General features: G+C 61.0%; 18 protein-coding genes and 1 pseudogene. 14 read left to right on the top strand and 5 right to left on the bottom strand.

The genetic code is table 11. The features are described 5' to 3' along the window. Positions 1 to 172 precede the first annotated feature (172 nt). The 9 genes from FW756_RS06955 to FW756_RS06995 all read left to right on the top strand — a co-directional run bounded on the left by FW756_RS06955 (position 173) and on the right by FW756_RS06995 (position 9,520). On the top strand, positions 173 to 760 hold the full coding sequence (locus FW756_RS06955; RefSeq protein WP_446429432.1) for a helix-turn-helix domain-containing protein: 588 nt from the start codon (positions 173 to 175) through the stop codon (positions 758 to 760). Positions 761 to 837: 77 nt separating this feature from the next. Then, the gene (locus FW756_RS06960) at positions 838 to 1,965 is read left to right on the top strand and encodes an ABC transporter substrate-binding protein (RefSeq protein WP_446429433.1); all 1,128 of its coding nucleotides are present in this window, start codon (positions 838 to 840) and stop codon (positions 1,963 to 1,965) included. Positions 1,966 to 1,986: 21 nt separating this feature from the next. Beyond that, positions 1,987 to 2,868, top strand: a complete 882-nt coding sequence (locus FW756_RS06965) for an ABC transporter permease (protein ID WP_446429434.1) — start codon at positions 1,987 to 1,989, stop codon at positions 2,866 to 2,868. 1 nt (position 2,869) lies between these two features. Then, a complete protein-coding gene (locus FW756_RS06970) occupies positions 2,870 to 3,676 on the top strand; it encodes an ABC transporter permease (RefSeq protein ID WP_446429435.1) in 807 nt (268 codons plus the stop codon). After that, positions 3,660 to 4,670: an ABC transporter ATP-binding protein gene (locus FW756_RS06975; RefSeq protein ID WP_446429436.1), complete on the top strand. Its 1,011-nt coding sequence runs from the start codon at positions 3,660 to 3,662 to the stop codon at positions 4,668 to 4,670. Before FW756_RS06970 ends, FW756_RS06975 begins: the two co-directional genes overlap by 17 nt. A gap of 63 nt (positions 4,671 to 4,733) precedes the next feature. Then, positions 4,734 to 6,101, top strand: a complete 1,368-nt coding sequence (locus tag FW756_RS06980) for an NAD(P)/FAD-dependent oxidoreductase (RefSeq protein WP_446429437.1) — start codon at positions 4,734 to 4,736, stop codon at positions 6,099 to 6,101. 138 nt (positions 6,102 to 6,239) lie between these two features. Further along, on the top strand, positions 6,240 to 6,593 hold the full coding sequence (locus FW756_RS06985; protein WP_446429438.1) for a cupin domain-containing protein: 354 nt from the start codon (positions 6,240 to 6,242) through the stop codon (positions 6,591 to 6,593). Between the two features lie 11 nt (positions 6,594 to 6,604). Next, positions 6,605 to 7,774: an NAD(P)/FAD-dependent oxidoreductase gene (locus FW756_RS06990; protein WP_446429439.1), complete on the top strand. Its 1,170-nt coding sequence runs from the start codon at positions 6,605 to 6,607 to the stop codon at positions 7,772 to 7,774. A 105-nt stretch (positions 7,775 to 7,879) separates the two neighbouring features. Then, the gene (locus tag FW756_RS06995) at positions 7,880 to 9,520 is read left to right on the top strand and encodes an amidohydrolase (RefSeq protein ID WP_446429440.1); all 1,641 of its coding nucleotides are present in this window, start codon (positions 7,880 to 7,882) and stop codon (positions 9,518 to 9,520) included. 156 nt (positions 9,521 to 9,676) lie between these two features. Here the strand turns inward: FW756_RS06995 and FW756_RS07000 are convergent, their stop codons facing one another. The 3 genes and pseudogenes from FW756_RS07000 to FW756_RS07010 form a co-directional block, all read right to left on the bottom strand. Next, positions 9,677 to 11,011, bottom strand: a complete 1,335-nt coding sequence (locus tag FW756_RS07000) for a flavin monoamine oxidase family protein (protein WP_446429441.1) — start codon at positions 11,009 to 11,011, stop codon at positions 9,677 to 9,679. 86 nt (positions 11,012 to 11,097) lie between these two features. Continuing rightward, positions 11,098 to 12,525 (bottom strand): PucR family transcriptional regulator, encoded by a 1,428-nt coding sequence (locus tag FW756_RS07005; RefSeq protein WP_446429442.1) that lies wholly within the window; start codon positions 12,523 to 12,525, stop codon positions 11,098 to 11,100. Positions 12,526 to 12,533: 8 nt separating this feature from the next. Further along, positions 12,534 to 13,769 (bottom strand): annotated as a pseudogene (locus FW756_RS07010) (flavin monoamine oxidase family protein); the annotation flags it as partial. A 376-nt stretch (positions 13,770 to 14,145) separates the two neighbouring features. On the opposite strand from FW756_RS07010, the gene FW756_RS07015 reads away from it, so the two are divergent. From FW756_RS07015 to FW756_RS07030, 4 genes are read left to right on the top strand one after another with little or no spacing between them, the layout of a single operon-like run. After that, a complete protein-coding gene (locus FW756_RS07015; RefSeq protein ID WP_446429443.1) occupies positions 14,146 to 15,270 on the top strand; it encodes an extracellular solute-binding protein in 1,125 nt (374 codons plus the stop codon). Between the two features lie 5 nt (positions 15,271 to 15,275). Beyond that, on the top strand, positions 15,276 to 16,199 hold the full coding sequence (locus tag FW756_RS07020; protein WP_446429444.1) for an ABC transporter permease: 924 nt from the start codon (positions 15,276 to 15,278) through the stop codon (positions 16,197 to 16,199). Then, the gene (locus FW756_RS07025; RefSeq protein ID WP_446429445.1) at positions 16,196 to 16,981 is read left to right on the top strand and encodes an ABC transporter permease; all 786 of its coding nucleotides are present in this window, start codon (positions 16,196 to 16,198) and stop codon (positions 16,979 to 16,981) included. The genes FW756_RS07020 and FW756_RS07025 overlap by 4 nt, the downstream gene beginning before the upstream one ends. A gap of 5 nt (positions 16,982 to 16,986) precedes the next feature. Further along, the gene (locus FW756_RS07030; protein WP_446429446.1) at positions 16,987 to 18,168 is read left to right on the top strand and encodes an ABC transporter ATP-binding protein; all 1,182 of its coding nucleotides are present in this window, start codon (positions 16,987 to 16,989) and stop codon (positions 18,166 to 18,168) included. Between the two features lie 194 nt (positions 18,169 to 18,362). Here FW756_RS07030 and FW756_RS07035 read toward each other — a convergent pair whose 3' ends face one another. Next, on the bottom strand, positions 18,363 to 19,211 hold the full coding sequence (locus tag FW756_RS07035) for a purine-nucleoside phosphorylase (RefSeq protein WP_446429447.1): 849 nt from the start codon (positions 19,209 to 19,211) through the stop codon (positions 18,363 to 18,365). A gap of 304 nt (positions 19,212 to 19,515) precedes the next feature. Beyond that, positions 19,516 to 22,206, bottom strand: a complete 2,691-nt coding sequence (locus tag FW756_RS07040) for an aminotransferase class I/II-fold pyridoxal phosphate-dependent enzyme (RefSeq protein ID WP_446429666.1) — start codon at positions 22,204 to 22,206, stop codon at positions 19,516 to 19,518. A 190-nt stretch (positions 22,207 to 22,396) separates the two neighbouring features. On the opposite strand from FW756_RS07040, the gene FW756_RS07045 reads away from it, so the two are divergent. After that, the gene (locus tag FW756_RS07045; protein WP_446429448.1) at positions 22,397 to 23,836 is read left to right on the top strand and encodes an NAD(P)H-quinone dehydrogenase; all 1,440 of its coding nucleotides are present in this window, start codon (positions 22,397 to 22,399) and stop codon (positions 23,834 to 23,836) included.

Genomic DNA, 23,836 nt, shown 5'->3' on the forward strand with positions numbered 1-23,836 from the left:
CTCACACGGTACCACCGGAGTGGGCGTCGACCTGGGAGTGAAGAATCAGAATCGGGGTTTTACAATCTCGACCAAAGTGGATACATTGTGCGTAGCGTCACTGCACACAGTGTTCAGTCAAACAAAGCGGTTTGTACTGTGTGACATGACACGAGGTTCGAGGAGGAACTTCATGACAGATCCCAATGCGCAGGACACCGAAGGTGAACTCGGTCGTCGCATCGCAGCATTTCGCGCCCTGAGTGGCATGAGCTTGCGTTCGCTTGCCGCAGCCTCAGGGGTGAGTTCAAGCTTCCTGAGCCAGCTCGAAAACGGCCGAACCAGTGCAAGTATCGGCTCGCTCCGCAAGATTTCTGCTGCGCTTGGGGTCTCACCGGCGAAGTTGCTTGATGATTCGGCAGATCACACCCGCGGTGTCTTGAAAGCGGCGGATCGACCAACCCTTCCGCTTGCGCCCGGCTCGCAGAAGTATGTGCTCGCGTTGCCACCACTCCGGAACCTCGAGGTGTACGCGGGTGTGCTCGGGCCTGGCAGCTCGACAGGTGCCGAGAATTACACGCACGGGAACGCGCAGGAGATCTTCATCGTCACTGAGGGTGAGGTCATCTTCGAGCTCGGTGGCGAACGGTATCCCATGCGTACCGATGATTCCATCGAGTTCTTGAGCTCTGTTCCGCACCGTGCGCTCAACGAATCGGAACACGAAGCCAAAGTCTTGTGGATCGGGAGCCCGCCGACCCCTGACCCGGTCGAGGCCTAATTGGTCTTCCCCGAACCTGGTCAACGTTGACCACACAGTCTTACTGACACAGCTCGTCAAATCAAAGGAGATCCAGAGTGAAGAACAAGAATACCCGTCGCGTATTGACCTCGGTGCTTGCTGCCGGAGCGGCTGGTGCGCTGCTTGTTGGATGTAGTGGTGGTGGCGGCGCAGGTGCTGAGATCGACCTCGGTGAAGGTCCCGCAGCAGTCGGCACGGTGAAGGCCGGCGCACTGGATGGCGTTCCACTCACATTCGTTTCGTGGGGTGGCTCGTTCCAGAAGGGGCAGATGGACGCAATCGCGTATCCATTCGCTGAAGAGTCTGGCGCAAACATGCTCGAGGACGGACCCACCGAGTACGCAAAGGTCAAAGCTCAGGTCGATAGCAATAACGTCAATTGGGACGTTGTTGATACTGACGTGATCTGGGCAGAGAAGCAGTGCGCTGACGAGAATGGTCTGCTGCAGAAGATCAACTACGACATTGTTGACTCGTCGAAGATTCCAGAGGGACTGTTCGGTGACTGCTACGTTCCTGCGATGCAGTACGGCTACGTGTTTGTGTACAACACTGAGAAGTACGACACCGCGCCTACAGGCTGGGCTGATTTCTTCGACACCAAGAAGTTCCCCGGAAAGCGCGCAATTGCTGGCTTTGAAGACGTGGGCCCGGGCATCCATGAGGGTGCGCTCCTTGCTGACGGTGTAGCCGAGGACGAGCTGTACCCACTCGACATGGATCGCGCCTACAACAAGATTGATACGATCCGCGACGATCTTGTGTTCTGGAAGACAGGTGCAGAGTCGACCCAGATGATCGAGTCCGGCGAAGCCGATATGGCGCTTGTCTGGTCAGGCCGCGGCTATGAGGCCATCAAGAACGGTGCAAAGTACGCGCCGGTCTGGAACCAGTCGCTCGTGCTCTTTGAAGCGCTCACTGTTCCGAAGAATGCCAAGAACCCTGACGCGTCGATGGCGTTCCTGAACTACTACCTCGGTGCTGACCAGCAGGCCAAGCTCACTGAGATGACCTCCTACTCGCCGGTGAACGTCGATGCGAAGCCGCAGGTAGACGAACTCGGCCAGAACTTCCTGGTCACAAACCCTGAGATCGCAGAACAGATGGTTGTCTCCGACACCGCATGGTGGGCGCAGAATTACGATGCTGAGCTCGAGCGTTGGATGAAGTGGCTCCAGGGTTAAGAAACATCTAAGTAGGAATCTGTGACTACTACGAACATTCCGGTGGTGAGCGCTGCGAGTACATCGAAGCGCTCACCCTACCGGGCACTGTTGCTCCTCCTGCCAGCGTATGCGCTGTTGGTTGCGGTCTTCGCGTACCCGGTTTTCGAGAGCATGCTGCGAAGCGTGACCGACCCCGAGGTTGGCGTCTCGAACTACGTGTGGGTATTTGAAAACCCGCAGAACCTGGCGGTGATTGGGCGGACCTTCAGCAACGCACTTATGGCCACCGTCATCTGCTTGGTACTTGCATACCCGTATGCCTTCCTCATGACGATCGTTGGCAAGAAGGCTCGCGCCGTACTGCTGGTGGTTGCCATGATCCCGTTCTGGACAAGCCTCATGATCCGTACGTTCGCGTGGATCGTGCTGCTGCAGGACAACGGCGTCGTGAACAACCTGCTTGGTGTCTTTGGCCTTGGCCCATTCGAACTGTTGCGCACGAACCTCGGTGTCATGATCGGTTTGAGCCAGGTGCTCATGCCCTTCATGGTGCTGCCGCTCTACGCGGTCATGTCCGGCATCGACAGCCGTCTGGTGATCGCGGCTCGCTCGCTCGGTGCGCGACCAACAATCGCGTTCCTGCGCATCTTCTTGCCGCTTTCGTTGCCCGGTGTCGCTGCTGGTTCGCTGATGGTCTTCATCCAGGCGCTCGGCTTCTACGTCACCCCTGCACTGCTTGGCTCGCCGTCTGACAGCATGCTTGCCCAGTCGATCTATGCGCAGGTCAGCAGCCTTCTGCAGTGGGGTCGCGGTGGTGCGCTCGGAGTTGTTCTGCTCGTTGCAACGTTCGTGCTGCTCGGTCTGATTGGACTGATCATGCGCGCAGCGAAGCGCAAGGGCCTTTCTGTGGAGGTGTTCTGACATGGTGAAGATTCATCCCATCACCCGCGCGATCCTGTGGATCGTCAGCATGCTCGTCGCCCTGTGGCTCATCGCGCCGACACTCGTTGTTATCCCGCTGAGCTTCACCGGCAAGGCATCGTTCGTTTTCCCGCCTGAGACCTGGTCGTTGCGCTGGTACGAGTCGTTCTTCACGAATAAGCAGTGGACGACGGCGCTCGGGAACTCGCTCCTCATCGGACTGCTCGTTGCATTTGTCGCCACCCTGCTTGGTCTCCTTGCAGTCATGGGCCTGCGCGCGCTCACCAAGAAGAAGCTCGCGGGCGCATTGCGGATCGGTCTCATGGCCCCGATGGTGGTTCCCGGCATCGTCGTCGCAATCGGCATCTACGCGGTCTTCCTCAAGCTGGGTCTCGTTGGTACGATTCTCGGCTTCGTGTTTGCACACACGGTCCTTGCGTTGCCGTTCACCGTCATCGCAATCACTGCTGGTTTCTCAAGCTTCGACGAACGGCTTGAACTTGCGGCCCTGAGTCTCGGTGCGAACCGCATCACGACCTTCTTCAAGGTCACGCTCCCCAACATCATTCCCGGTATGGTCTCTGGCGCGCTCTTTGCCTTCGTGACCTCCTTCGATGAGGTTGTGCTGTCGCTCTTCATTAAGAGCCCGTACCTCAACACGCTCCCGGTACTCATGTACTCGAGTGTGACCCGCGATACCGATCCGACACTCGCAGCAGCAGCGACTGTCATCCTCGTTCTCACCACGACGCTCGTCATTGGCGCGCTCGTACTTACCGGAAGGAAGAACCGTGCACGAAACAGCTAAGCAGGCAGGTGCCGAGATTGTTCTCACCGGAGTCTCCAAGCACTACCCAAAATCAATCGCGCTCGACGACGTTGACCTCGTTGTGAAGCCCGGTGAGTTCATGACGTTCCTCGGACCGTCTGGCTCGGGCAAGACAACAACGCTGAATCTCATTGCTGGCTTTACTGACCTCACTGAGGGCGACATCACGATTGATGGTAAGCCGATGGCAAACGTCCCGGTGCACCAACGCGGCCTTGGCATCGTGTTTCAGCACTACGCGTTGTTTCCACACCTCAGTGTGCTCGACAATGTGATCTTCCCGCTGTCGCAGCGCAAGGTGGCAAAGGCAGAAGCTGCGGATCGGGCACGCAAGGCACTCGCCACTGCTGGTCTTGCTGGTTTTGAAGACCGGTACCCGAAGGAGCTTTCGGGAGGCCAGCAGCAGCGAGTTGCGCTCGCACGCGCGCTGGTGTTCGAACCACAGGTGCTGCTCCTCGATGAGCCGCTCGGTGCACTCGATAAGCAGCTTCGTGAACGTCTGCAGCTTGAGCTACGCCGTATCCACAAGGAAGTCGGCCGTACTTTCATCTTCGTTACGCACGATCAGGAGGAAGCGCTCATGCTTTCCGACCGAATCGCCGTGTTCAACGAAGGCCGCATCGAACAGGTTGGCACCTCGAAGGAACTCTATGAGAAGCCCGCTTCACTGTTTGTTGCTGGCTTTATTGGTGAGTCGACGATGATCCGCACCGATGAACAGGTGACGGTTGTTCGTCCCGAGCACGGCGTGCTGCTGAGTTCGGTCGCTGATATCCCTGTCGGCTTCGAATCAATCGAGGTTTCCGTGCGTCAGGCCATTTACCTCGGCTCTGGCTGGAAATACGAGATCGTTCTCAACGATGAGTCGACAGGCGTTGTCCGTGGCACTGAGGCCCTGCCGTGGCTCAACGCCGACAATCAGACAGCAATTCTCGCTTGGGAGCCTGAAAAGGCCTCAGTCTTCGCTGTGTAGCGATCCGCGCACAGTCCCGATACCCACTACTCCGAAACACCTACTTTCAAAGGAACCCATGTAATGATCAACGGCAACGTCTCACACTGGTGGGAACAAATCGGTACCCCTACACCGCGCCCTGAACTTCCGGGTAACCTCACCGCCGACGTGGCGATCGTCGGCGCGGGCTACACGGGACTGTGGACGGCGTACTACCTGAAGCAGGCCCGCCCTGACCTGAAGGTTGTCGTTGTTGAGCAGCGTCACGTTGGTTACGGTGCCTCTGGCCGCAACGGTGGCTGGCTCACGAGCGCGATCACGGGTGGCCGCGAGCAGTATGAAAAGTCGCACGGTCGCGATGCTGCAGAGCGCTTCCAGCGCGCAATGAACGAGACTGTTGATGAAGTGATCCGCGTCACCGAGGCCGAGGGTATCGACGCTGACATCAAGAAGGGCGGCGAGTTTAACGTCGCGTATACCGTGGCGCAGGAGAAGCGACTACGCGAGTTCGCTGCCGCTGAACAGCAGTGGAAGTACACCGATCTTGAGTTGCTTGAAGCTCCTGCGGCACAGGCAAAGATCAATGTTGCGAACACCCGCGCAGCTGTGTGGCACCCGCACTCTGCTCGTATTCAGCCTGCGAAGCTTGCCAAGGGGCTTGCCGAGGCGTGTGAGCGGCTCGGCGTCGAGATCTACGAGAACACTCGTGTGGTCGAAATCGCGCCCCACCAGCTCATCACGACTCATGGCACCGTCTCTGCACAGTACGTTGTGCGCGCAACCGAAGGCTTCACTGCAAACCTCAAGGGACTGCACCGCCTCTGGCTGCCGATGAACTCTTCACTCATCGCAACCGAGCCTCTCTCGGCAGCGGTGTGGGACGAGCTCAACTGGAGCAAGGGCGAAGTGCTCGGCGACTGGGCACACGTCTACATGTATGCGCAGCGCACGGGAGACGACCGGATCGCGATCGGTGGCCGCGGAGTTCCCTACAAGTATGGTTCGAAGACCGATACCGACGGTCAGACCTCGGAACGCACTGTCGATACGCTCAGCGAGATCCTGCACCGCTTCTTCCCGAGCACTAAGGGCGCGAAGATCGATCACGTCTGGTCTGGCGTGCTTGGTGTTCCCCGTGACTGGGCAGCGACTGTTGGTCTCGACGAGCAGACTGGTATCGCATGGGGCGGCGGATACGTCGGCACCGGCGTCACTTCGACCAACCTCGCTGGCCGCACGATCGCTGACCTCATTCTTGGGAATCGAAGCGAACTAACGATACTACCGTGGGTGAACCACCGCGTTCGGAAGTGGGAAGTCGAGCCGCTGCGTTGGATCGCGACGAAGGGCATGTATGCGGCGTATGGCGTCGCCGACAAGTCTGAGCTCAACGGACGCCCAACCACTTCGCCGATCGCGAAGGTCGCAAACATCATTAGCGGTCGGTAGAGACTTCCCGCTTTCTGTAGCCCGTCTGGCGGGCCATCGGTACCTGTCGGTGGCCCGCTATACGCTGATGTAAACGGTTCTGGGGTTACTCTCCAAAGACGTCACTGACCTCAGCCGTCAATTCAAAGGAGAAACTTGATGACTACGATTCGAACCCTCGCTGCGCACAACTCTGCAGCGGTAGACCTCGGTGCGCTTGCCCCGAAGCCCACGGCTATCACTGCAGGCCAACAAGAAGCAGCACGTGAGGTGTGGTCAAACGATCGTATTGGTACTGGCCTGTGGGAATGCACGCCTGGCACGTTCACCGCAGAACGCAACGGTTATACCGAGATTTGCACGATCCTCTCTGGCCGTGTGGTCATTGAGGTCGAAGGCGAAGATCCTGAGGAGTTCGGGCCCGGTGACGTTATGGTCATGCCATCAGGTTGGAAGGGCAAGTGGCATATTACTGAGCACTTGCGCAAGCATTACACCACCATTAGCGACTAGCAGGTACCTTCATGAAGCAGCATGCGATTGTTGTCGGTGGCGGCACCTGGGGCCTTCCCACGGCGTTGAAACTCCAAGACGAGGGCTGGCAAGTCACCGTGCTCGAGCGGTTCGAAACTGGCGGCCCCTTTGCTTCGGCTGGAGGGTCATCTCGACTCTGGCGCCTTGCCGACACCCAAGTGTGGCGATCGCGGGCGATGCTCGGCACGCTTGCTGCGATGGAGCGACTTGGCGAGCGCATCGGTGAGCCAGTGTTCAGGCGGACCGGTGCGCTCTGGCGTGACGACGAGTCGCTTGATGATGTTGCACGGGCGCTTGCCTCCATTGATCAGCGGTACGTGCGCGTGCCTGCAGCTGAGGTTGGCGAGTACTTTCCTGGTCTGCGCCCAGACGGCCGCGATGCGTTGTTCGTCGAAGAAGCAGGTGTTGTCTTCGCAGACAGGCTGCTTGCTGGTGTGCTGCGTGAGTTCGTCGCCGCCGGTGGCGACTACCGACCCAACACGCGTGTGACGCGGATCGCTCCAGACCTCGAGCACGCAACCGTGACGCTTGCTGATGGTACGGAATTGACTGCGGCTCAGGTGCTGCTGTCTGCTGGTCCAGGTACGTCTGAGTTGTTACCTGGGCTGAACCTCACACTCCCGCTCACGCCTTACATGGAACAGGTCGTATACGTTGGAGAACCGGGCAGCACGCCCCCTGCTCCAGACCTTCCAGGGCTCATTGACTGCACCCGCAGTGACGAGCCCGGCGTTTATGCCATGCCCAACGGGAATGCGGGCTACAAGATTGGTCTTGATGTCCCGTTGCGGACGCTTGCCGGTCGAACCCTCGGTGATGACCTTGATCGAGCCGAATGGCCAGATCGTACAGAGGAGATCCGCGCTCGTGTCGAACGCGATCTCACCGCGATCGTTCCAAACGTGCTCGCCACCCAGGTCTGCACTTGGACCGATTCTGGCGACGGTGACTTCATCATCGGGCGCACGCACCCGAGCGTCGTGCTTGCTTGCGGGGACTCAGGTGAAGGCTTTAAATATGCTGCATTTATGGGTGAATACCTTGCAGATCTCTTGCGTGGAGGTGACGGCGACGCCGAGTTCCAGCAGTATTGGAACCCAGACCGTTTTGGCTCGGCCGCCGTACCGCGAGATGATTTCTCGCCTATCGGACGCCACTGAAGCTTGCCCCACTCGTGCCCTGAAAATTCCGACCCCTTTCGAACAGCCCAGGTTGCTCCGCGCTGTTTCGTTTCATCCCGTTCCTGTTCCGTGAAAGGACCTCACATGACCTCGGATAACTCACGTACCCTCGCGCTCATCGGCGCACGCTTGCGTACCAATACCGATGCACACGCAGATGCGACCGCGCTGCTCATTGAGGGTGGGCGGATCTCCTGCATCGGATCCGACGCAGAGGTCACCGAGCGGGCTGCTGCGATGGGCGTATCCGTGCGGGATGTTGCTGGCGCCGTCATCACCCCCGGGCTCTTCGATTCCCACACGCACCCGCATTGGGCAGCTGATGTGACCGCAGGCATTGACCTCGGCGGTCTGGGCACCGTCGAAGAGATCCGGTCAGCCATCGCCGCAGAGCACGCACGCCTGCCCGAGGGTGCGTGGGTGCGCGGCTGGAACCTCGAGTACGAACCCTTCGAAGAAACCGGGATGCGCGGTGATCTATTGGAGAGCGCAGCACCGGGTCGCCCAGTTGCGCTCATTTGTTACGACCTGCACACCGGGCTCGGCACGGCTCCTGCGCTCGCCGCAGCGGGCATCACTGGTCCGGTCGAGTTCGCTGATGCGAGCGAGGTCGTCGTCGATGCAGACGGTACTCCGACCGGCGAGCTTCGCGAGCCGAGCGCGTACGGCATGCTGTTTGACGCGGCCCCGAAGCCCTCGCATGACGAGGAGCGAGACGCGCTGCGTGACATGTTCCGCACGCTTGCCGCGGTCGGACTCACGGGCGGCGCAATCATGGACGGCAAGCCCGCAACGCTCGACCTGCTCGAAGAACTCGAATCCCGCGGCGAGCTCGATCACCGTCTCACCGTGCACCACTGGCACGCGGTTGGTGCAACCGATGACGATGTCGCAGCGGTGATCGCAGCGAAGGATCGTCGTGGTGATCTCTGGCAGAGCGGCGCAATCAAGCTGTTCAGCGATGGCGTCGTAGACACCGGTACTGCGTGGCTGCACGAGGCTGATGCATGCGGTGACGGACGCGATGGCTTCTGGCCCGATTGGAACCGCTACGTCGAGGTCGTGCGCGCCTATCATGACGCTGGCATGCTCATCGCGACCCACGCGGTCGGTGACTACGCGGTGAATCGCGTGCTTGAGGTGTACGAGCAGCTCCCCGGGCGTGATGGCCAGCCGTTCCACTCGATCGAGCACCTTGAGGTGCTTTCGGCGCAAGATATTGAGCGTCTGCGCGGCTTCCAATCAGCGCAGGTCGGTGGCGCGCAGGTCACGGCGTCGATGCAGCCCTTGCACATGCAGTGGCGTGCCGCGGATCACAGCGACAACTGGACCGTCCGCCTCGGTGAAGACCGCAACACTGCTGGCTACCGCGTGCGCGACGTCATGAACACCGGCGTACGCGTGACGCTCGGCTCTGACTGGCCAGTTGCGCAGTTTGATCCTCGCCTTGGCATGGCCTGGGCCCGCGGACGCCACACTCCCGGAGACGCCTCAGCACCTGTCTTCGAGCCTGATCAGTGCCTGACGGGTGAAGAGGCGCTGCTTGCTTACACGCTGTGGCCGGCGCAGGCGCGCGGGCACGAAGACCGCGGTGTGCTGGCAGTTGGCGCGGTTGGTGACCTCACTGTTTGGGCGGCGGATCCCATCGACACCGGCGCAGACCAGCTCCCCGAACTGGAGATCACGTTGACGGTGGTCGACGGTCGCGTGGTGCACGCAGCCTAGTCTGTGTCCACGTAAACCCGGGCTACACCGCCGAGAAGGCCCCTTCCCGCCGAGAAGGGGCCTTTCTTGCGAAAGAAAGGGGGCGTTTCGAGAGAAACGCCCCCTTTCGCGGGGTTGAGGGGAGCGCACGACCCCTACAACGCGAGCGCGCGGCCCCTACAGCGCGGCAGCGACGCGACGCGCCTCGCGCAATCCGCTCTCGATCGCGCCGTCGATGAAGCCGCCCCAGAGATTCGCGTTGTCGGTCGTTGCGAAGTGGAGCACGCCCTGCGGCTCCTGCAGTTCCACTAGATCGCGGGTCAACTGACCAGGGCGATGCGTCATCCAGGTGGTCTGCGCTAGCGGATCAGTCATCCAATCATGTGCCGCCACATCGGTGATGGTGAGGCCGGGACGGAAGATATTAACCGCCGCCTGCACATCGGCGAGGTCTTCGAGGTTGATCTTGGAGTGATCCGCACCAAAGCCAACGAGCAGCGTGTAGTCACCGCGCTCATCGGTGCAGTAGAACTCAGCTTTGAGAACAGACAGCGGATCGTGCTGGCTGGCATACGCGAAGAAGCGGGGAACGTGGCCCTCAGCGCGCATCCACACCTTGGTGCCGCGTGAGGCAACGCGCTCTGCGTTTTGGCGCTGCCAGACCTTGGGGAGCGCGGGTGAAAACTCGATCTCAGCGATTGCGTTCACCGGGAGGGTGCTGATGACGCGGCGTGCGGTGATCCGTTCACCATCGGTCGTCGTGATGACTGCACCGGTACCGGCACCAGCACCAGTCTGCGTGATCGATGCGACCGTGGTGTTCAGGCGGATCTCGCCACGAACATCCTTCGCAATCTCAGCCGTGAAATCACGCATGCCGTCGACCACGCGGTACGTCGCTGATGCCTCGTGCATGAGTTCCCAGTGACCGCCGGTCGCGGCGACCCAGCGTAGTGCACTCGACAGACCGACCTGTGAGAGGGGCGCGTTGACGTGGCCGGTCCAGACGGAATCGTTCGCCGCGCGCGCGGCCGGGTCGAGACCGAGCTGGTTCATTCGGTCTTCAATGCTGAGCGCGTCAAGGTTCTGGATCTCACCGACCGTGGGCTCGGGCCCGCGTGGCATCGCGGATCGCACATCATCGATCAAAAGCTGCTGACCTGGGCTGATCAGCGCCATGAATTCTTCGAGGGTGCCCTGCACTGGGTTGCCGTCTGCGTCGTGCCAGTATGCTTCCTCGGCCTTGGGGCTGCGGGTGATCTCGCGGTTGTAGCGTGTCATTTCTGCCCAGACGTGGGGCTGTACCCAGTGCACCCAATTGGCGCCCATCTCGAGTGTGTGTCCGAGCCGCTCGTCGGTCCAGGTCCGGCCGCCGATGCGGTCACGCGCCTCGACGAGCAGCACGTCGTGGCCGGCCTGACTGAGTTCGCGGGCTGCGACAAGGCCAGCGAAGCCAGCACCGATAACAACAACGTCAACGTCAGCGGTGACATCGTGTGAGTGGTTGGTCATGATTTCCTCCGTATTCGGATGGTGAACTACAAGAAATATGGTTGTGAGGCGCGAGAAATAGCGGCGCTCATACGTTTGTACGTGGCTTAGGATTCCTCTGGTTCCAAGGCTCCGCAACGAACTGCGGCTCGAATCGCGAGCCAACAGTCAGAGGCATCCTGCATGTTGCCGAGGTCTTTTCCGAGCACGCTTTCGATGCGCGCGATCCGCGACACGAGTGTCTGGCGGTGGATAAACAGGCGTTCAGATGCGCGGACCCAACTGCGGTTGTCCTCAAGGAAGACCCGCAAGGTCTCCATGAGGTCGGTGCCGCGTTGGGCATCGTATTCCTGCAGCGGGCCGAGCACCTGTTGGGTGATGGCGCGCAGCTGTTCGTTGTCATCTGGAAGAAACAACGACGAAGGCTCAGCGTCATCGAACCGGATTGCTCCGGTTTGCTCAGCTGTGCGGGCACGAGTGAGCGTCACGTTCGCCTGCCTGACCGCGGTCTGGAAGCCGAGCAGATCGGTGAACGGCGCACTCGCACCGACGACCTTGAACTGCTCGCCGAACCGTTCGAGCAGGTGCATATCATCGGCGCGGATCATCGCGACCGTCTGGTGGTCTTTCACGGTCGCAATAGCGGCGGATCCCTCAGCAGCAGCAACTGCCTGCACCGTATCGAGGGACTCGCGGCTGTCGCGGTACCCCCACACGCATAGCCGCAGCGAACCAGTCAGGCCGTGTGACTCGAGCAGACCCCGCGCGAAGCCAGCAGGAATGGTGCCGTCAGCAAGGTTGCTGAGCAGAATCGAACCGTACAGCCAGTCCCGTCGGCGAGAAGCAGCAGAGATTGACAGCGCGGTGCCCACGATGCCCGCAGAGTGCTGAAGCAGTCCATAATCAGGCTCTTCGGTCACGACCTTGAAGCTGAGTACAGGGTCGCCAGGTGCGACGAGCGAAGTGGTGAAGAGGCCAGGGGTGACCTCTTCAATGCTGCCGCGTGCACCTCCAGGGAGCGCTGGCTCGATCGCGAAGGTGCCACCGAGCAGTGCACCAAGTTCGGCAAGCAGCGGCTCCGCGTCCTCCTCCGTCGCGTGTGTACGCAGTGCGGCATACATGCGCTCGGTGAGGCGGACGCGACGCGCTCGCTGCTCCTGGGCTGCCTCAATGACGGCCGTTGCGAGCGTGAGGAATGGAACCTCATATGCCGTTTCGAGTACGGGAAGCCCGAGCGATGACGCGTAGGCAAGCGACTCTTCTGCGAGCGGTGGTGCAGACATGTGTGCGCCGATTGTGACCGCTGCGATCCCGGCTTTGTGCATGCCTGCGAAGTACGTGCATTGATCCGCCACTGAGACTGGAACGCCAAGGCCAGTGGTCATCACCAGGGAGCCTTCGCCGAGCCAGAGCCAAGGGTCTGGCTGCTCACACGAATGCGCCCACAGGATCTTGCGATGCTCGCCGACACCCGGCGTCAGCGACCACGTCTTCACTGACGGAAGTGCGATCAGCTCGCCAACAGTAAGTGTCATGCCGTGGCCTACCCGGCAGCGAGTGTACGCGTGAGCGCTGCGACCGCGCGATAGCCCGAGGCGACCGCACCAGACAGCGACTGTGCGAGTCCGGTGTGCTCTCCGGCGATGGCGACGCGGCCAGCGGTGGTCTCGAACGCGGTGGCGTCGGCGGAATCCCAGTCGAGTGCCGGAGCCGTGTACGAACCGCGTGCCCAGGGGTCATCGGCCCAGGTCGTGAGCAATACGTCCCCAGCGAGCTCGAGCTCTGGGCGCATCTTCTGCAGTTCGGCCTGCCAGGTGGCAGAACCTTCGGTGACCTTGAGCGCAGCGAGTGCATCCGGGCCACCAGCAAAGCTTGAAAGCGCGTTGATTCGGTGCTCACCATCGACCGACATTGAACGCCACGACCACCAGGTATGGCTGGTGTTCTGGAGCGCAATGTCATTATCGACGCGGCTCAAGGGGACGCCGAGCTTGGCTGCGACACCCATGAAGCGGTGGTCGAGCGCGCGCTGCTGTGCCTCGGGCAGGTCGAAACCGAGTTCGAGCTCGCGGAGGATCGGGAACGGAACGGAGAGCACTGCGGCGTCGGCCTCAAGGCGGGTGCCGTCCTGCAATTCCACCTGGACCCCGGTCGCAGACTGGTCAATCCGCGCGACAGGATGCTCAAGGCGCACTCGATCACCGAGGCGGCGCGCGATCTCAATGGATAGCGACTGGTTACCGCGAAGGAAGCGGGCACCATCTTCGACGTAGCCGTTCACTGTTGACGACTCATGCAACAGGACGGCTTCGGCGCTCACGCGTGTGGGATCCGCGGCACTTGAGGTCACCGTGCGGCGGTAGACCGGGTCGAGGAGGTAGTCAGCGCCAAGGGCGGTCTCAAACGCGGTCGCAAGCGATACATTGCGTTCGCCGTCCGCCATCATGCCCTTGAGTGTCGCCTGGACCTGTGCGCTCGTGCGCTCAAGGTCATCGAACGAGATGACTCGACCGTTGGTTGTACGGCGGCCGTATCGCACTCCGTGCGTGAGCAGCGGCACCTCAAGCTCAGCTGCGAGCTTGCGGATCGGGAACTCTGTCGGGAAGACATATTCGCCACCACGTTCAGTGATGACGCCGTTCTCAAGCTGAGTGCTCCAGGTGCGGCCGCCAACGCGGTCGCGGGCCTCGAGCACGGTGACGTCATGGCCTGCCTTCTGCAGTTCCCAGGCCGATGTCAGGCCGGAAAGACCGGCACCAATCACAATGATGTTCACGGGAAGAGCCTCCTTGCTCTGTTTTCCACCGAAGTAGCAGTTTGCGGGTTCGAATTACATTCGTACGGCGCTCGTTTGGCAATGACACTACGCGACGCTGCGCCAATAATTGGAAAATTACGCACAATTTTGCGCGTCCGCACCTCTCATTCGTACCGGTCATAAGACCGTATGTGTACGAACGTATGACATATCTCAGAGCCGGTAACGAAGTCGTAACACAAGTGACGAATGGCGAAATAGACGTGTAGCTTCAATGTTCATCCGAGGGCGACGAGCTGATTGCTTGTAGAGGTTCGGTTCAACAGGAAAAGTAACGATGCTTCGCCTGCGAGTGCGCCCCGGTACCAATCACAGTGAAGTGAGAGGACCATTTCAAATGGTAAAAAACGCGAAAGCGCGTCGCGGACTTTCTGCGGTGGCAGGTGCAGCAGCACTTGCACTGACGCTCGTAGGTTGCAGCGGTGGTGGCGGCTCTGAAGAGGCAGCACCCGAGCGCGATCTGGGCACCCCCGTCGCTGGCCAGGTGAAGGAAGGCGCGTTCGACGGCGTCACGCTGACCTTCGCAGGTTCGGGCGGTATCTTCCAGGACGGTCAGAAGGCCGCACTTTGGGATCCGTTTGCAGAGGCATCGGGAGCAACCTTTAACCAGGATGCATTCGACGCAGGCAAGCTCAAGGCCATGGTCGACGCAGGGAACGTCACCTGGGACATCGTGAACACCACCCAGTTCGATACCGCCCGTGGTTGTGGCACGCTCTTCGAAGAGTATGACTACGACCAGATCGATATCTCGAACATTCCTGAGGGCACCATCACTGACAAGTGCATGACCCCGCAGATTCTCTACGGCTTGGTCGTTGCCTACAACACTGACGCTTTCGGCGATAACCCGCCCACGAGCGCAGCTGACTTCTTCGACACGAAGAAGTTCCCAGGCAAGCGCACCGTGAGCCAGTCGACCTACGTCGATCCGCAGACCGTCGAGTTCGCACTCGTCGCACAGGGCAAGGACGTCAACGACCTGAAGCCAGCAGACATCGAGGGCGCATTCGACGAGTACAAGAAGCTCGGCGATGACGTCATCGGCTGGACGACCGGTGCACAGGCGCAGCAGCAGCTCGAGTCGGGCGAGGCAGTCATGGGCCTTGTCTGGTCGGGACGTGGCTACGGCGCGGCTTCGGCTGGCGCACCTATCGCTCCCATGTGGGACGAGTGGATGCTCATGGTCGACTCGAACGGTATCCCGAAGGGTGTCAAGGACAAGCAGGCTGCTTTTGCAGCAGTGAACTACTCGATTGGTGATCTGCAGCAGGCCGAGATGACCAAGCTCACTTCGTACGGTGGCGTCAACGTGAACTCGAAGCCAGAACTCGACAAGCAGCTCGAGACTTGGATGACGACCTCGCACATGGACACCGCTGTGAAGCCCAACGTGGACTTCTGGGTTGAGAACTACGACGCCCTCTCCGCAGCATGGGCTGGATGGGCAACGGGTAACTAATCATCATGTCCGGTAACTCTGTTCCAGGAAACACCACCGTCACTGAGGCGTTGGCTGTTTCTGGTGCGGATGCCGGCGCTGGGAAGAAGCGGGGGCCACGCAACTGGCGCCCGCTTCTTCTCCTGCTCCCGGCATTCGCGATTGTCTCCCTGTTCTTCCTGGCGCCACTGTTCGACGTCGCCCTACGTTCGGTGACCGATCCGCAGCCGGGATTGCAGAACTACGAGTGGTTGTTCACCACCCAGGCGAACATCGCTGTGGTCACGCGAACCTTCAGCACGGCATTCATCGTCACGATCGTGTGTCTGCTGCTTGCGTACCCGTACGCCTACCTCATGACCGTGGTCTCAGACCGCACCCGAAACATGTTGCAGCTCTTCATCATGCTGCCGCTGTGGACCTCGATCCTCGTGCGTACGCTCGCGTGGATGGTGCTGCTGCAGGACACCGGTCCGATCAATGGCATCCTCATGGCATGGTTCGGCATCGGCCCGGTACCGCTGATCCGCACCACGTTCGGTGTCGCGCTTGGTATGTCGCAGGTGCTTCTGCCCTTCATGGTGCTGCCGCTGTACTCGGCAATGGCCAAGATCGATAAGCGTCTGCTGCCAGCAGCATCGAACCTCGGCGCGAACCCGATTACCGCGTTCTTCACCGTCTACCTGCCGCTCTCACGCCCAGGCATCTTCGCAGGCGGCGTGACCGTGTTCATTCTCGGCCTCGGCTTCTACATCATTCCCGCACTGCTCGGTTCGTCGAAGGAGATCATGATCTCCGCGCTGATCCAGCAGCAGATTTCGGTCTTCCTCATGTGGGGCCAAGGAACGGCACTTGGCATGTTCTTGCTGATCTGTACGATCCTCATATTGGTAATCGTGTCGAAGTTGAACAAGGGCCAGAGCCTCTTCCCGGGGGTGGATAAGAAGTGACCACGAAACGTCTCCTTGGCGTCTTCGCCATCATCATCATCCTCTGGTTGGTGCTGCCAACGCTCGTCATCGTCCCGATGTCGTTCAACGAGGCGCCATCCTTCAACTTCCCACCGAAGGGCTTCTCGACCAGGTGGTACGAGAATTTCTTCACTGACGCATCCTGGATGAAGGCGCTCGGGTCATCGCTCCAGGTCGCGATCCTCACCACGATCGTTGCAACGACGGTCGGCGTGCTCGCATCGCTCGGCCTCTCGAAGGTAAAGTTCCGCGGTAAGAGCCTCGTTGAGGGCTACTTCTTGCTCCCGATGATCGTCCCCGGCATTGTCCTCGCGGTCGGCCTGTACTCGCTGTTCCTGCGCATGAACCTGCTTGGCACCCTGCCCGGCTTCGTTCTCGCGCACACCATCGTCGCAATGCCGCTCGTCATCACCAACGTGATGGCATCGCTCGCAGGCTTCGATACCCGCCTCGAGCAGGCCTCGGCCAGCCTTGGCGCGGGACGCATGCGGACCTTCTTCTCCATCACCCTCCCGCTCATCGCACCGGGCGTGACGGCAGGCGCACTGTTCGCCTTCGTTACCTCCTTCGACGAAGTCATCCTGTCGCTCTTCATCCAGTCGCCGTCGCTGCAGACGTTGCCGGTGAAGATCTACAACAGTGTGACGCAGACCAATGATCCGACTGTTGCAGCCGTGGCAGTACTCACGATGGTGGTATCCGTCGTCGTCATGCTGTCGGCCCAGTTCGCGACGCGAAAAAGAAAGCGAGTAGCAGCGTGAACGCAATGACTCACAACGACATTCCAGTCCCCGCAGGTCACGAGCAGGAGCTCCGTGAAGAGGGCCTGAACACCAGCGCAATCTCGGCGATCAATGAGGCAGGCATCAGCCTGAACCAGGTCACCAAGAAGTACGGCGACAACACCGTCGTCGATGACATCGACCTTGTCATTGAACCCGGTGAATTCATGACCTTCCTCGGCCCCTCGGGTTCGGGCAAGACCACGACACTGAACATGATCGCAGGATTCACCTCGGTGACCGAGGGCATGCTGCATATCTACGGCAAGCCCGTTGCCAAGCTTCCCGCGCACAAGCGTGACATCGGCATGGTGTTCCAGAACTATGCATTGTTCCCGCACAAGACGGTGGCAGAGAACGTTGCGTACCCACTGCAGCGCCGAAAGATGTCAAAAGCGGATCAGAAGGTCAAGGTCGCCGAAGCCCTCGGCATGGTGCGCCTCGGAGACTTTGGTGATCGCTTCCCGTCAGAACTCTCTGGCGGCCAGCAGCAGCGCGTTGCGCTGGCACGTGCGCTCGTCTATGAGCCCCGCGTGCTGCTCATGGATGAGCCTCTCGGCGCACTCGACAAGAAGCTGCGTGAGTGGCTACAGGCAGAGATCAAGCGCATTCATCGCGAGGTTGGCTCGACGTTCGTCTACGTGACGCACGATCAAGAAGAGGCGCTCTCGATGTCTGACCGCATCGCCGTCTTCAACAACGGCAAGATTGAGCAGGTCGGCACTTCAGAGGAGTTGTACGAGACCCCGCGTACGCTCTTTGTGGGACGCTTCCTCGGTGAGTCGACCGTGCTGCTTGGCAAGGGCGAAGCGGCAGGCGATCAGCACACTGCGATCACTGTTGCGGGCCACCGGGTCGTTGCAGAAGGCCGGAGCATCCACGAGAATCTCGCGATTCTGATCCGCCCCGAGAATCTGCGTCTTGAAGCGGCAAACACCGCGGCGACCGAGGGCTGGAACGCGATCCCCGTCACAATCACCGACGTCACCTACCTCGGCTCGTCGCGTCGATACACGGTCGAACTACCTGATGGCAGCGAGGGCGCGGTGCGTCTCAGCCACGAGGCGCGCGCGTTCGAGCGCGGCCAGGTCGCGACGATGCTGTGGGCAGTGAAGTCGGGCGTCCTGCTGGTCGACACCGGCGAGGCAGGCGAGTCGGCAACCTAAACCGACCGCGGCAGCGATTCGTGCGGCAGCGGTATTGGTCACCGTTACCGCCGTCGCTGTCGTTAGTCAGAAAGCCCGGTCCGACGCGCAGTGCGCGCGGGCCGGGCTTTTTGGTGCGCGGATCCGCGTTGGTGCGCGTGTGCGTGAACGTTTGCGTGCGCGTGCGCTGGAGCGTGAACGCTAGCGTCAGCGGTTCAGCGAGGGAGTCGCGTGACGACGTCTGTGAGCAACGCTGCGAGACGAGGCTCAGCTTCACGGCCAGCGGCGACAACCTCCGCGTGACTCAGCGGAGCATCGCCGAGGTTTGTCGCGGGGTTCGTGACGAGCGTCAGTCCCAGCACCTCCATGCCCGCCTCACGCGCTGCGATGGCCTCGATACCCGTCGACATCCCTACTGCGTCGCCACCAATGGTGCGGAGATATCGCGACTCAGCTGGCGTCTCATAGTGCGGACCAGGCACCTGAACATACACACCCTCTGCAATGCCCGGCGAAACCTCACGCACGATCGCGCGCAGGCGTTCCGCGTAGAGATCGGTGAGATCAACAAAGTTGGCTCCCTCGATGGGGGAGACAGTGGTGAGGTTGATGTGATCCGCCATGATCATCGCCTCGCCAGCGCTGATCGTGGGGTTCAAGCCGCCAGCGCCGTTCGTGAGAATCATGATCTTTGCGCCACACGCGGCAGCAGTGCGCACCCCGTGCGCGACCGCTCGTACACCCTTGCCCTCGTAGAGGTGCGTGCGAGCACCGATGATGAGTGCGTGGCGACCATCGGGAAGGCGGATCGACGTCAGCGTGCCAGCGTGACCCGGAATGCCAGACGGGTGAAAGCCGGGAACCTTCTCAGCGGGAATCGTCGCGACGACCTCACCGAGGGTTTCTGCTGCTTTGCCCCAACCGCTCCCGAGTGTCAGCGCGATGTCATGGCGGGGGACGCCAGTTTTTATCGCAATCGTTGCTGCGGCCTCGGCTGCTGCGGTGGCGGGGATCAGCTCCGGCGAAGTTGGTGCGTGCGCCGGGGTTCCTGAATGGTGGTCCATGCTGCCAGCCTATGAGCGTTGAATTCGGAATGCCAGAGTCGACGGTCGTTCTTGTGCAGCTTCGCAGGAATCTGCGCCGCACCGCGGTGCAGATGATGCGTCATGGCACTCAGCGTCCCTCATCCCGGCCCGCAACGGCCCGCATCTGGCCCGCAACGGCCCGCAAACCCGCGAAAAGGGGCGTTCCCGACAAAACAAGGCCTTTCATGCGCATGAAAGTGCCACTTTCGACGGGAACGCCCCTTTTCACGGGGTTGACCTCCTTAGCGGGGTGCGGCGAACAGGGTGCTTCGCCAGGCCTGCCCTACGAGAGCACCCGGTACCCGCGTCGCGCGTCGTACCCGTGGATCTCGCGCGTATCAAGCGCGGCCATAAAGTCGATGATCTCCTTCGAGAACACCTGGCCTGGCACGAGCACGGGGAATCCTGGCGGGTAGGGCGTCACAAAGTTAGCCGAGACGGGCTGTTCACCGCGCGCGAGACGGGCGATCAGCTCTTCAGGCTGTACAAACTCGACGCCGCCTCGACGTTGACCTGAGTAGTACGCCTCGCGCAGCGCACCATCTGGCAACACCGGCGAGGTCACGGGCGATGGCGCGAAATCTGCCGAGAACGACGTGAAATCGGGCAGCGCCGGGTACGGGGTGGCCTCGCCGGGAGCCGAGAGCGTCACATCCGGATCGCCGAGCTCCTTCTTCTCTTCGAACTTCTCGGCGAGCTTCACGAGCACCTCAATGAGGTACGCGACGTCACTGCGCGAGGTGCCAATGTTCGTCATGAACAACACCGTGTTGCGGCTCGTCTTGTTCACCTGGATGCCATAGCGATCCATGAGGTAATCGTGCTTGAACGTGTCGCCATCAACGCCGGTGCGGCTGATCTCAACCGTGACGCGTGACGGTTCGACAACGAACTCGTCGTTGTCCCACGCCTTCCACATTTCAGAGAGTCCGTCCCGTAGCGGCATCGGTCGCCCGGTACGGGGGCCGCCGCTAGCGCCAGCTGGAATGAGTTCTTTTGCCGTGAGCACCCGGTAGGTGCGGCGCAGCAGCGGGTGTCGTGCGATCGCCTGCGCAAGACTTGTCGCAAGGTCGAGCTGTTGCTGAACGAGCTTGTAGCCCTCAAGCTCGACCTGGCGGCGACCGATGTCGAGCGTCGAGAGGATCTGGTAGTTCGGCGACGTTGAGGTGTGCGTCATGTACGCCTCATCGAATGGATCCTTCGCGTCACGTTCCCAGTCTTGGTCGTAGACGTGGATCATCGAACCCTGACGCAGCGAGGTGAGCGTCTTGTGCGTCGACTGCGTTGCGTAGACGCGGATCCGCGCATCGGGTGACGGTACCAGTCGTTCGGCGAGCCACACCTCGTCTGCAGCCGGGGTGCCGTCTGCGTTCCAGAGCACCGCCTGCTGCGCGTCGTAGGCTTCGCTGTGCGCATTGGTGCGGAGCGTATCTTCGAGGTGCTTTGCCGCGAACATTGCGGTGCGGCGACGCGTGACGGGATGGAACCCGCCAAACGCGAACCAAGCTTCGTCCCACAGGAACACGAGGTCTGGCTTGATCGCAAGGCACTCAGACATGACGCGGATCGGGTCGTACACGAGGCCGTCGAACGTGCAGTTCGTCAGGGTGAGCATGCGCACTTCATCGAGGCGACCGGCCGCGCGGTAGTCGAGCAGGAGCTGCTTGACGCTACTGATGGGTACTGCGCCATAGAACGCAAAGTCATCGAGCGGATACGCCTCGAGGTATGCGGGACGGCCACCCGTGAGCATCATCGCGTGATGATGCGACTTGTGGCAGTTGCGGTCGACAAGTACGACATCGCCAGGTGCGACGAGGCCCTGATGCACGATCTTGTTTGCGGTCGAGGTGCCGTTGGTGACGAAGTAGGAGCGCTTTGCGCCGTACGCACGTGCCGCGAGATCCTGGGCCTTCTTGAGGGGACCGACCGGCGCGAGCAATGAGTCGAGGCCGCCCGAGGTCGCCGAGGTCTCTGCGAGGAGCAGGTTTACGCCGTAGAAGTCGGCAAGGTCCTTGACCCACTGAGATGAGAGGACGGATCCGCCGCGTGCCACGGGGAGTGCATGGAAGACTCCAACCGGGCGCCGTGCGTGGTCTTGGAGCGCTGAGAAGAAGGGAGTGTCGTACAGGTGTGAGATGCGCCGTACGAGCGAGAGGTGCAGCTCGATCTGGTCGTCACGGCGGAATACCCTGCGGAACCGGCGAGTGAGCGCGCCAGCAAGATCTTCGATGTGCGCGCCAGCGACGAGATACAGGTCAAGTTCGGGGCGGATCTCGATGAGCGTGTCAGCAAGGTCCACAACGCGCTGCACCGATGACAGCGGGCTCTTCGGTGACGGCGCGGAGGCGTGGGTCGAGGTCTGTGACTTCGCGAGCTCGATGGTCGCGGTGAGATCGCGGCTGAGCTTCTGGCGGGTGCGCTGGCTGAAACCTGGGCGGATCACGCACGCGAGAATGTTGGGATTCGTCAGGATGGCGGCGACAGCATCGTCCGCACTTGGCACGATGACGTATTCGTAGATGAAGTCATCTGCGGGGCTGCGGTACGCGAGCGCCTCGGCGCGGGTCGCGTCGCGGTCGGCCTCGGTGGTTTCGTCGACGATGAGGACTTCGAAGCGTTGGCGCGGATCCGCGTCCATCTGCAACTGCTCAGCGAGCTCCGGATCATCGGAGATGTCTTCGCGCGGTTCGCCGTGATCGGCTGATCCGCGCAGGCGGTGCACCACGCGCCCGATGCGTTCGAGCGCAAGATCGTATTTGCCCTCTTCGATGAGATTGCGGACGTTCTGGACGTACCGCTGACCGAAACCGGCCCAGTACATCTCGATCGTTCTCAGCGCACGCAGTGAGCGCGTGATCTCAGGATCGGCCATGATGTCGCGCGCTTCATCGGTACCAAGCGCGAGCCGCTTCACGACGAACCGCAGGTACTCCCAGGCATCGCTGCGCAAGCGCCACGTGCTGGTCGGCATTCCGGGATCTCGTTCTAAAGCAGACTCGGGTGTTGTGTTCGTCACTGAACTTATCTCTCCCACATCATTGTTTGTTCCGGAGAAAACTGGCGACGGAGCGCTCTCCGGCGAAGCGGATCCGAGTCATATCTTAGTGACCGCAGTATGCCAGCTGCAGATATAGACGTGAAGAGTGCCTAAAATGGTGAGTATGGCTAAGGCGTATGAACGGAAGCACCGCATCGCGATTCTCGGCGGCGGTCCTGGTGGCTACGAAGCGGCGCTTGCGGGCGCTCAGCTCGGAGCAGAGGTCACGCTCATTGAGCGTGCGGGCGTTGGCGGATCCGCCGTGCTCACCGATGTGGTTCCGTCGAAGAGTCTCATCGCGACCGCGGGTGCTGCACAGGCAGTGCGTGACTCTGGCAAGCTCGGCGTGCAGGCATTTGTGCCTGGCTCCGATGGCAAGCCAGTGCGTCCCGAGATCGCGGTAAACCTCGCAGCGGTCAACAAGCGACTGCTCGCAATGGCAGGCGCACAGTCGACCGATATGCGCGAGAAGCTTGAAAGCGCTGGTGTGCGCATCGTGCACGGATCGGGTCGCCTTGACGGTTCGAACCGCGTGCTTGTCTCGACCGAAGATGGCGTCAGCGGTACCGACTTTGACAGCGTCGAGGTCGACACCGTCGTCGTCGCAGTTGGCGCGAGCCCACGCGAACTTGATACGGCGAAGCCTGATGGTGAGCGCATCCTCACCTGGAAGCAGCTCTACAACCTGCAGTCGATCCCTGAGCACCTCATCGTGGTCGGTTCAGGTGTGACCGGTGCAGAGTTTGCGAACGCGTACCGCACCCTCGGCGCAGAGGTCACTCTCGTGTCGAGCCGTGATCAGGTGCTTCCTGGCGAAGACCCCGATGCCGCAGCTGTCATTGAGCGTGAGTTCAAGAAGATCGGCATGAACGTGATGTCGAAGTCGCGCGCCGATGCCGTTGAGGTTGTTGACGGTGGCGTTCGCGTGCAGCTCGCAGACGGCCGGGTTGTTGAAGGTTCGCACTGCCTGATGGCGGTCGGCTCGATCCCGAACACCCAGGGCCTTGGCCTTGAAGAGGCTGGTATCGATCTCACTGACAGCGGTCACATTCGTGTGAACAAGGTTGCACGCACGACCGTTCCCTCGATCTACGCCGTCGGCGACTGCACCGACTTCTTCCCGCTTGCGTCTGTCGCATCGATGCAGGGTCGCACCGCGATCATGCACGCACTCGGTGACTTCGTGCGCCCGATTGACTTGCGCAACGTCGCATCAAACGTGTTCACGTACCCCGAAATCGCAACCGTTGGTTGGAACGAGCGCTCGCTCGAAGACGCAACCGACATGGCGAAGGCGATTGAGCACACGATCCCGCTGCACACGAACCCGCGCGCCAAGATGATTGGTTTCACCGATGGCTTTGTGAAGCTTTTCGCTTGGAAGGCATCTGGCACGGTCATCGGTGGCGTCATCGTTGCGCACCGCGCAAGTGAGCTCATCTTCCCGCTCGCGCTCGCCGTCGAGCACCGTCTCACCGTCGACCAGGTTGCTTCGGCATTCACCGTGTATCCGTCACTCACCGGCGCGATCACGGATGCCGCACGCGCCATGCACCTTCGCTAA

It is taken from the genome of Leucobacter sp. 1207-22 (assembly GCF_052850455.1).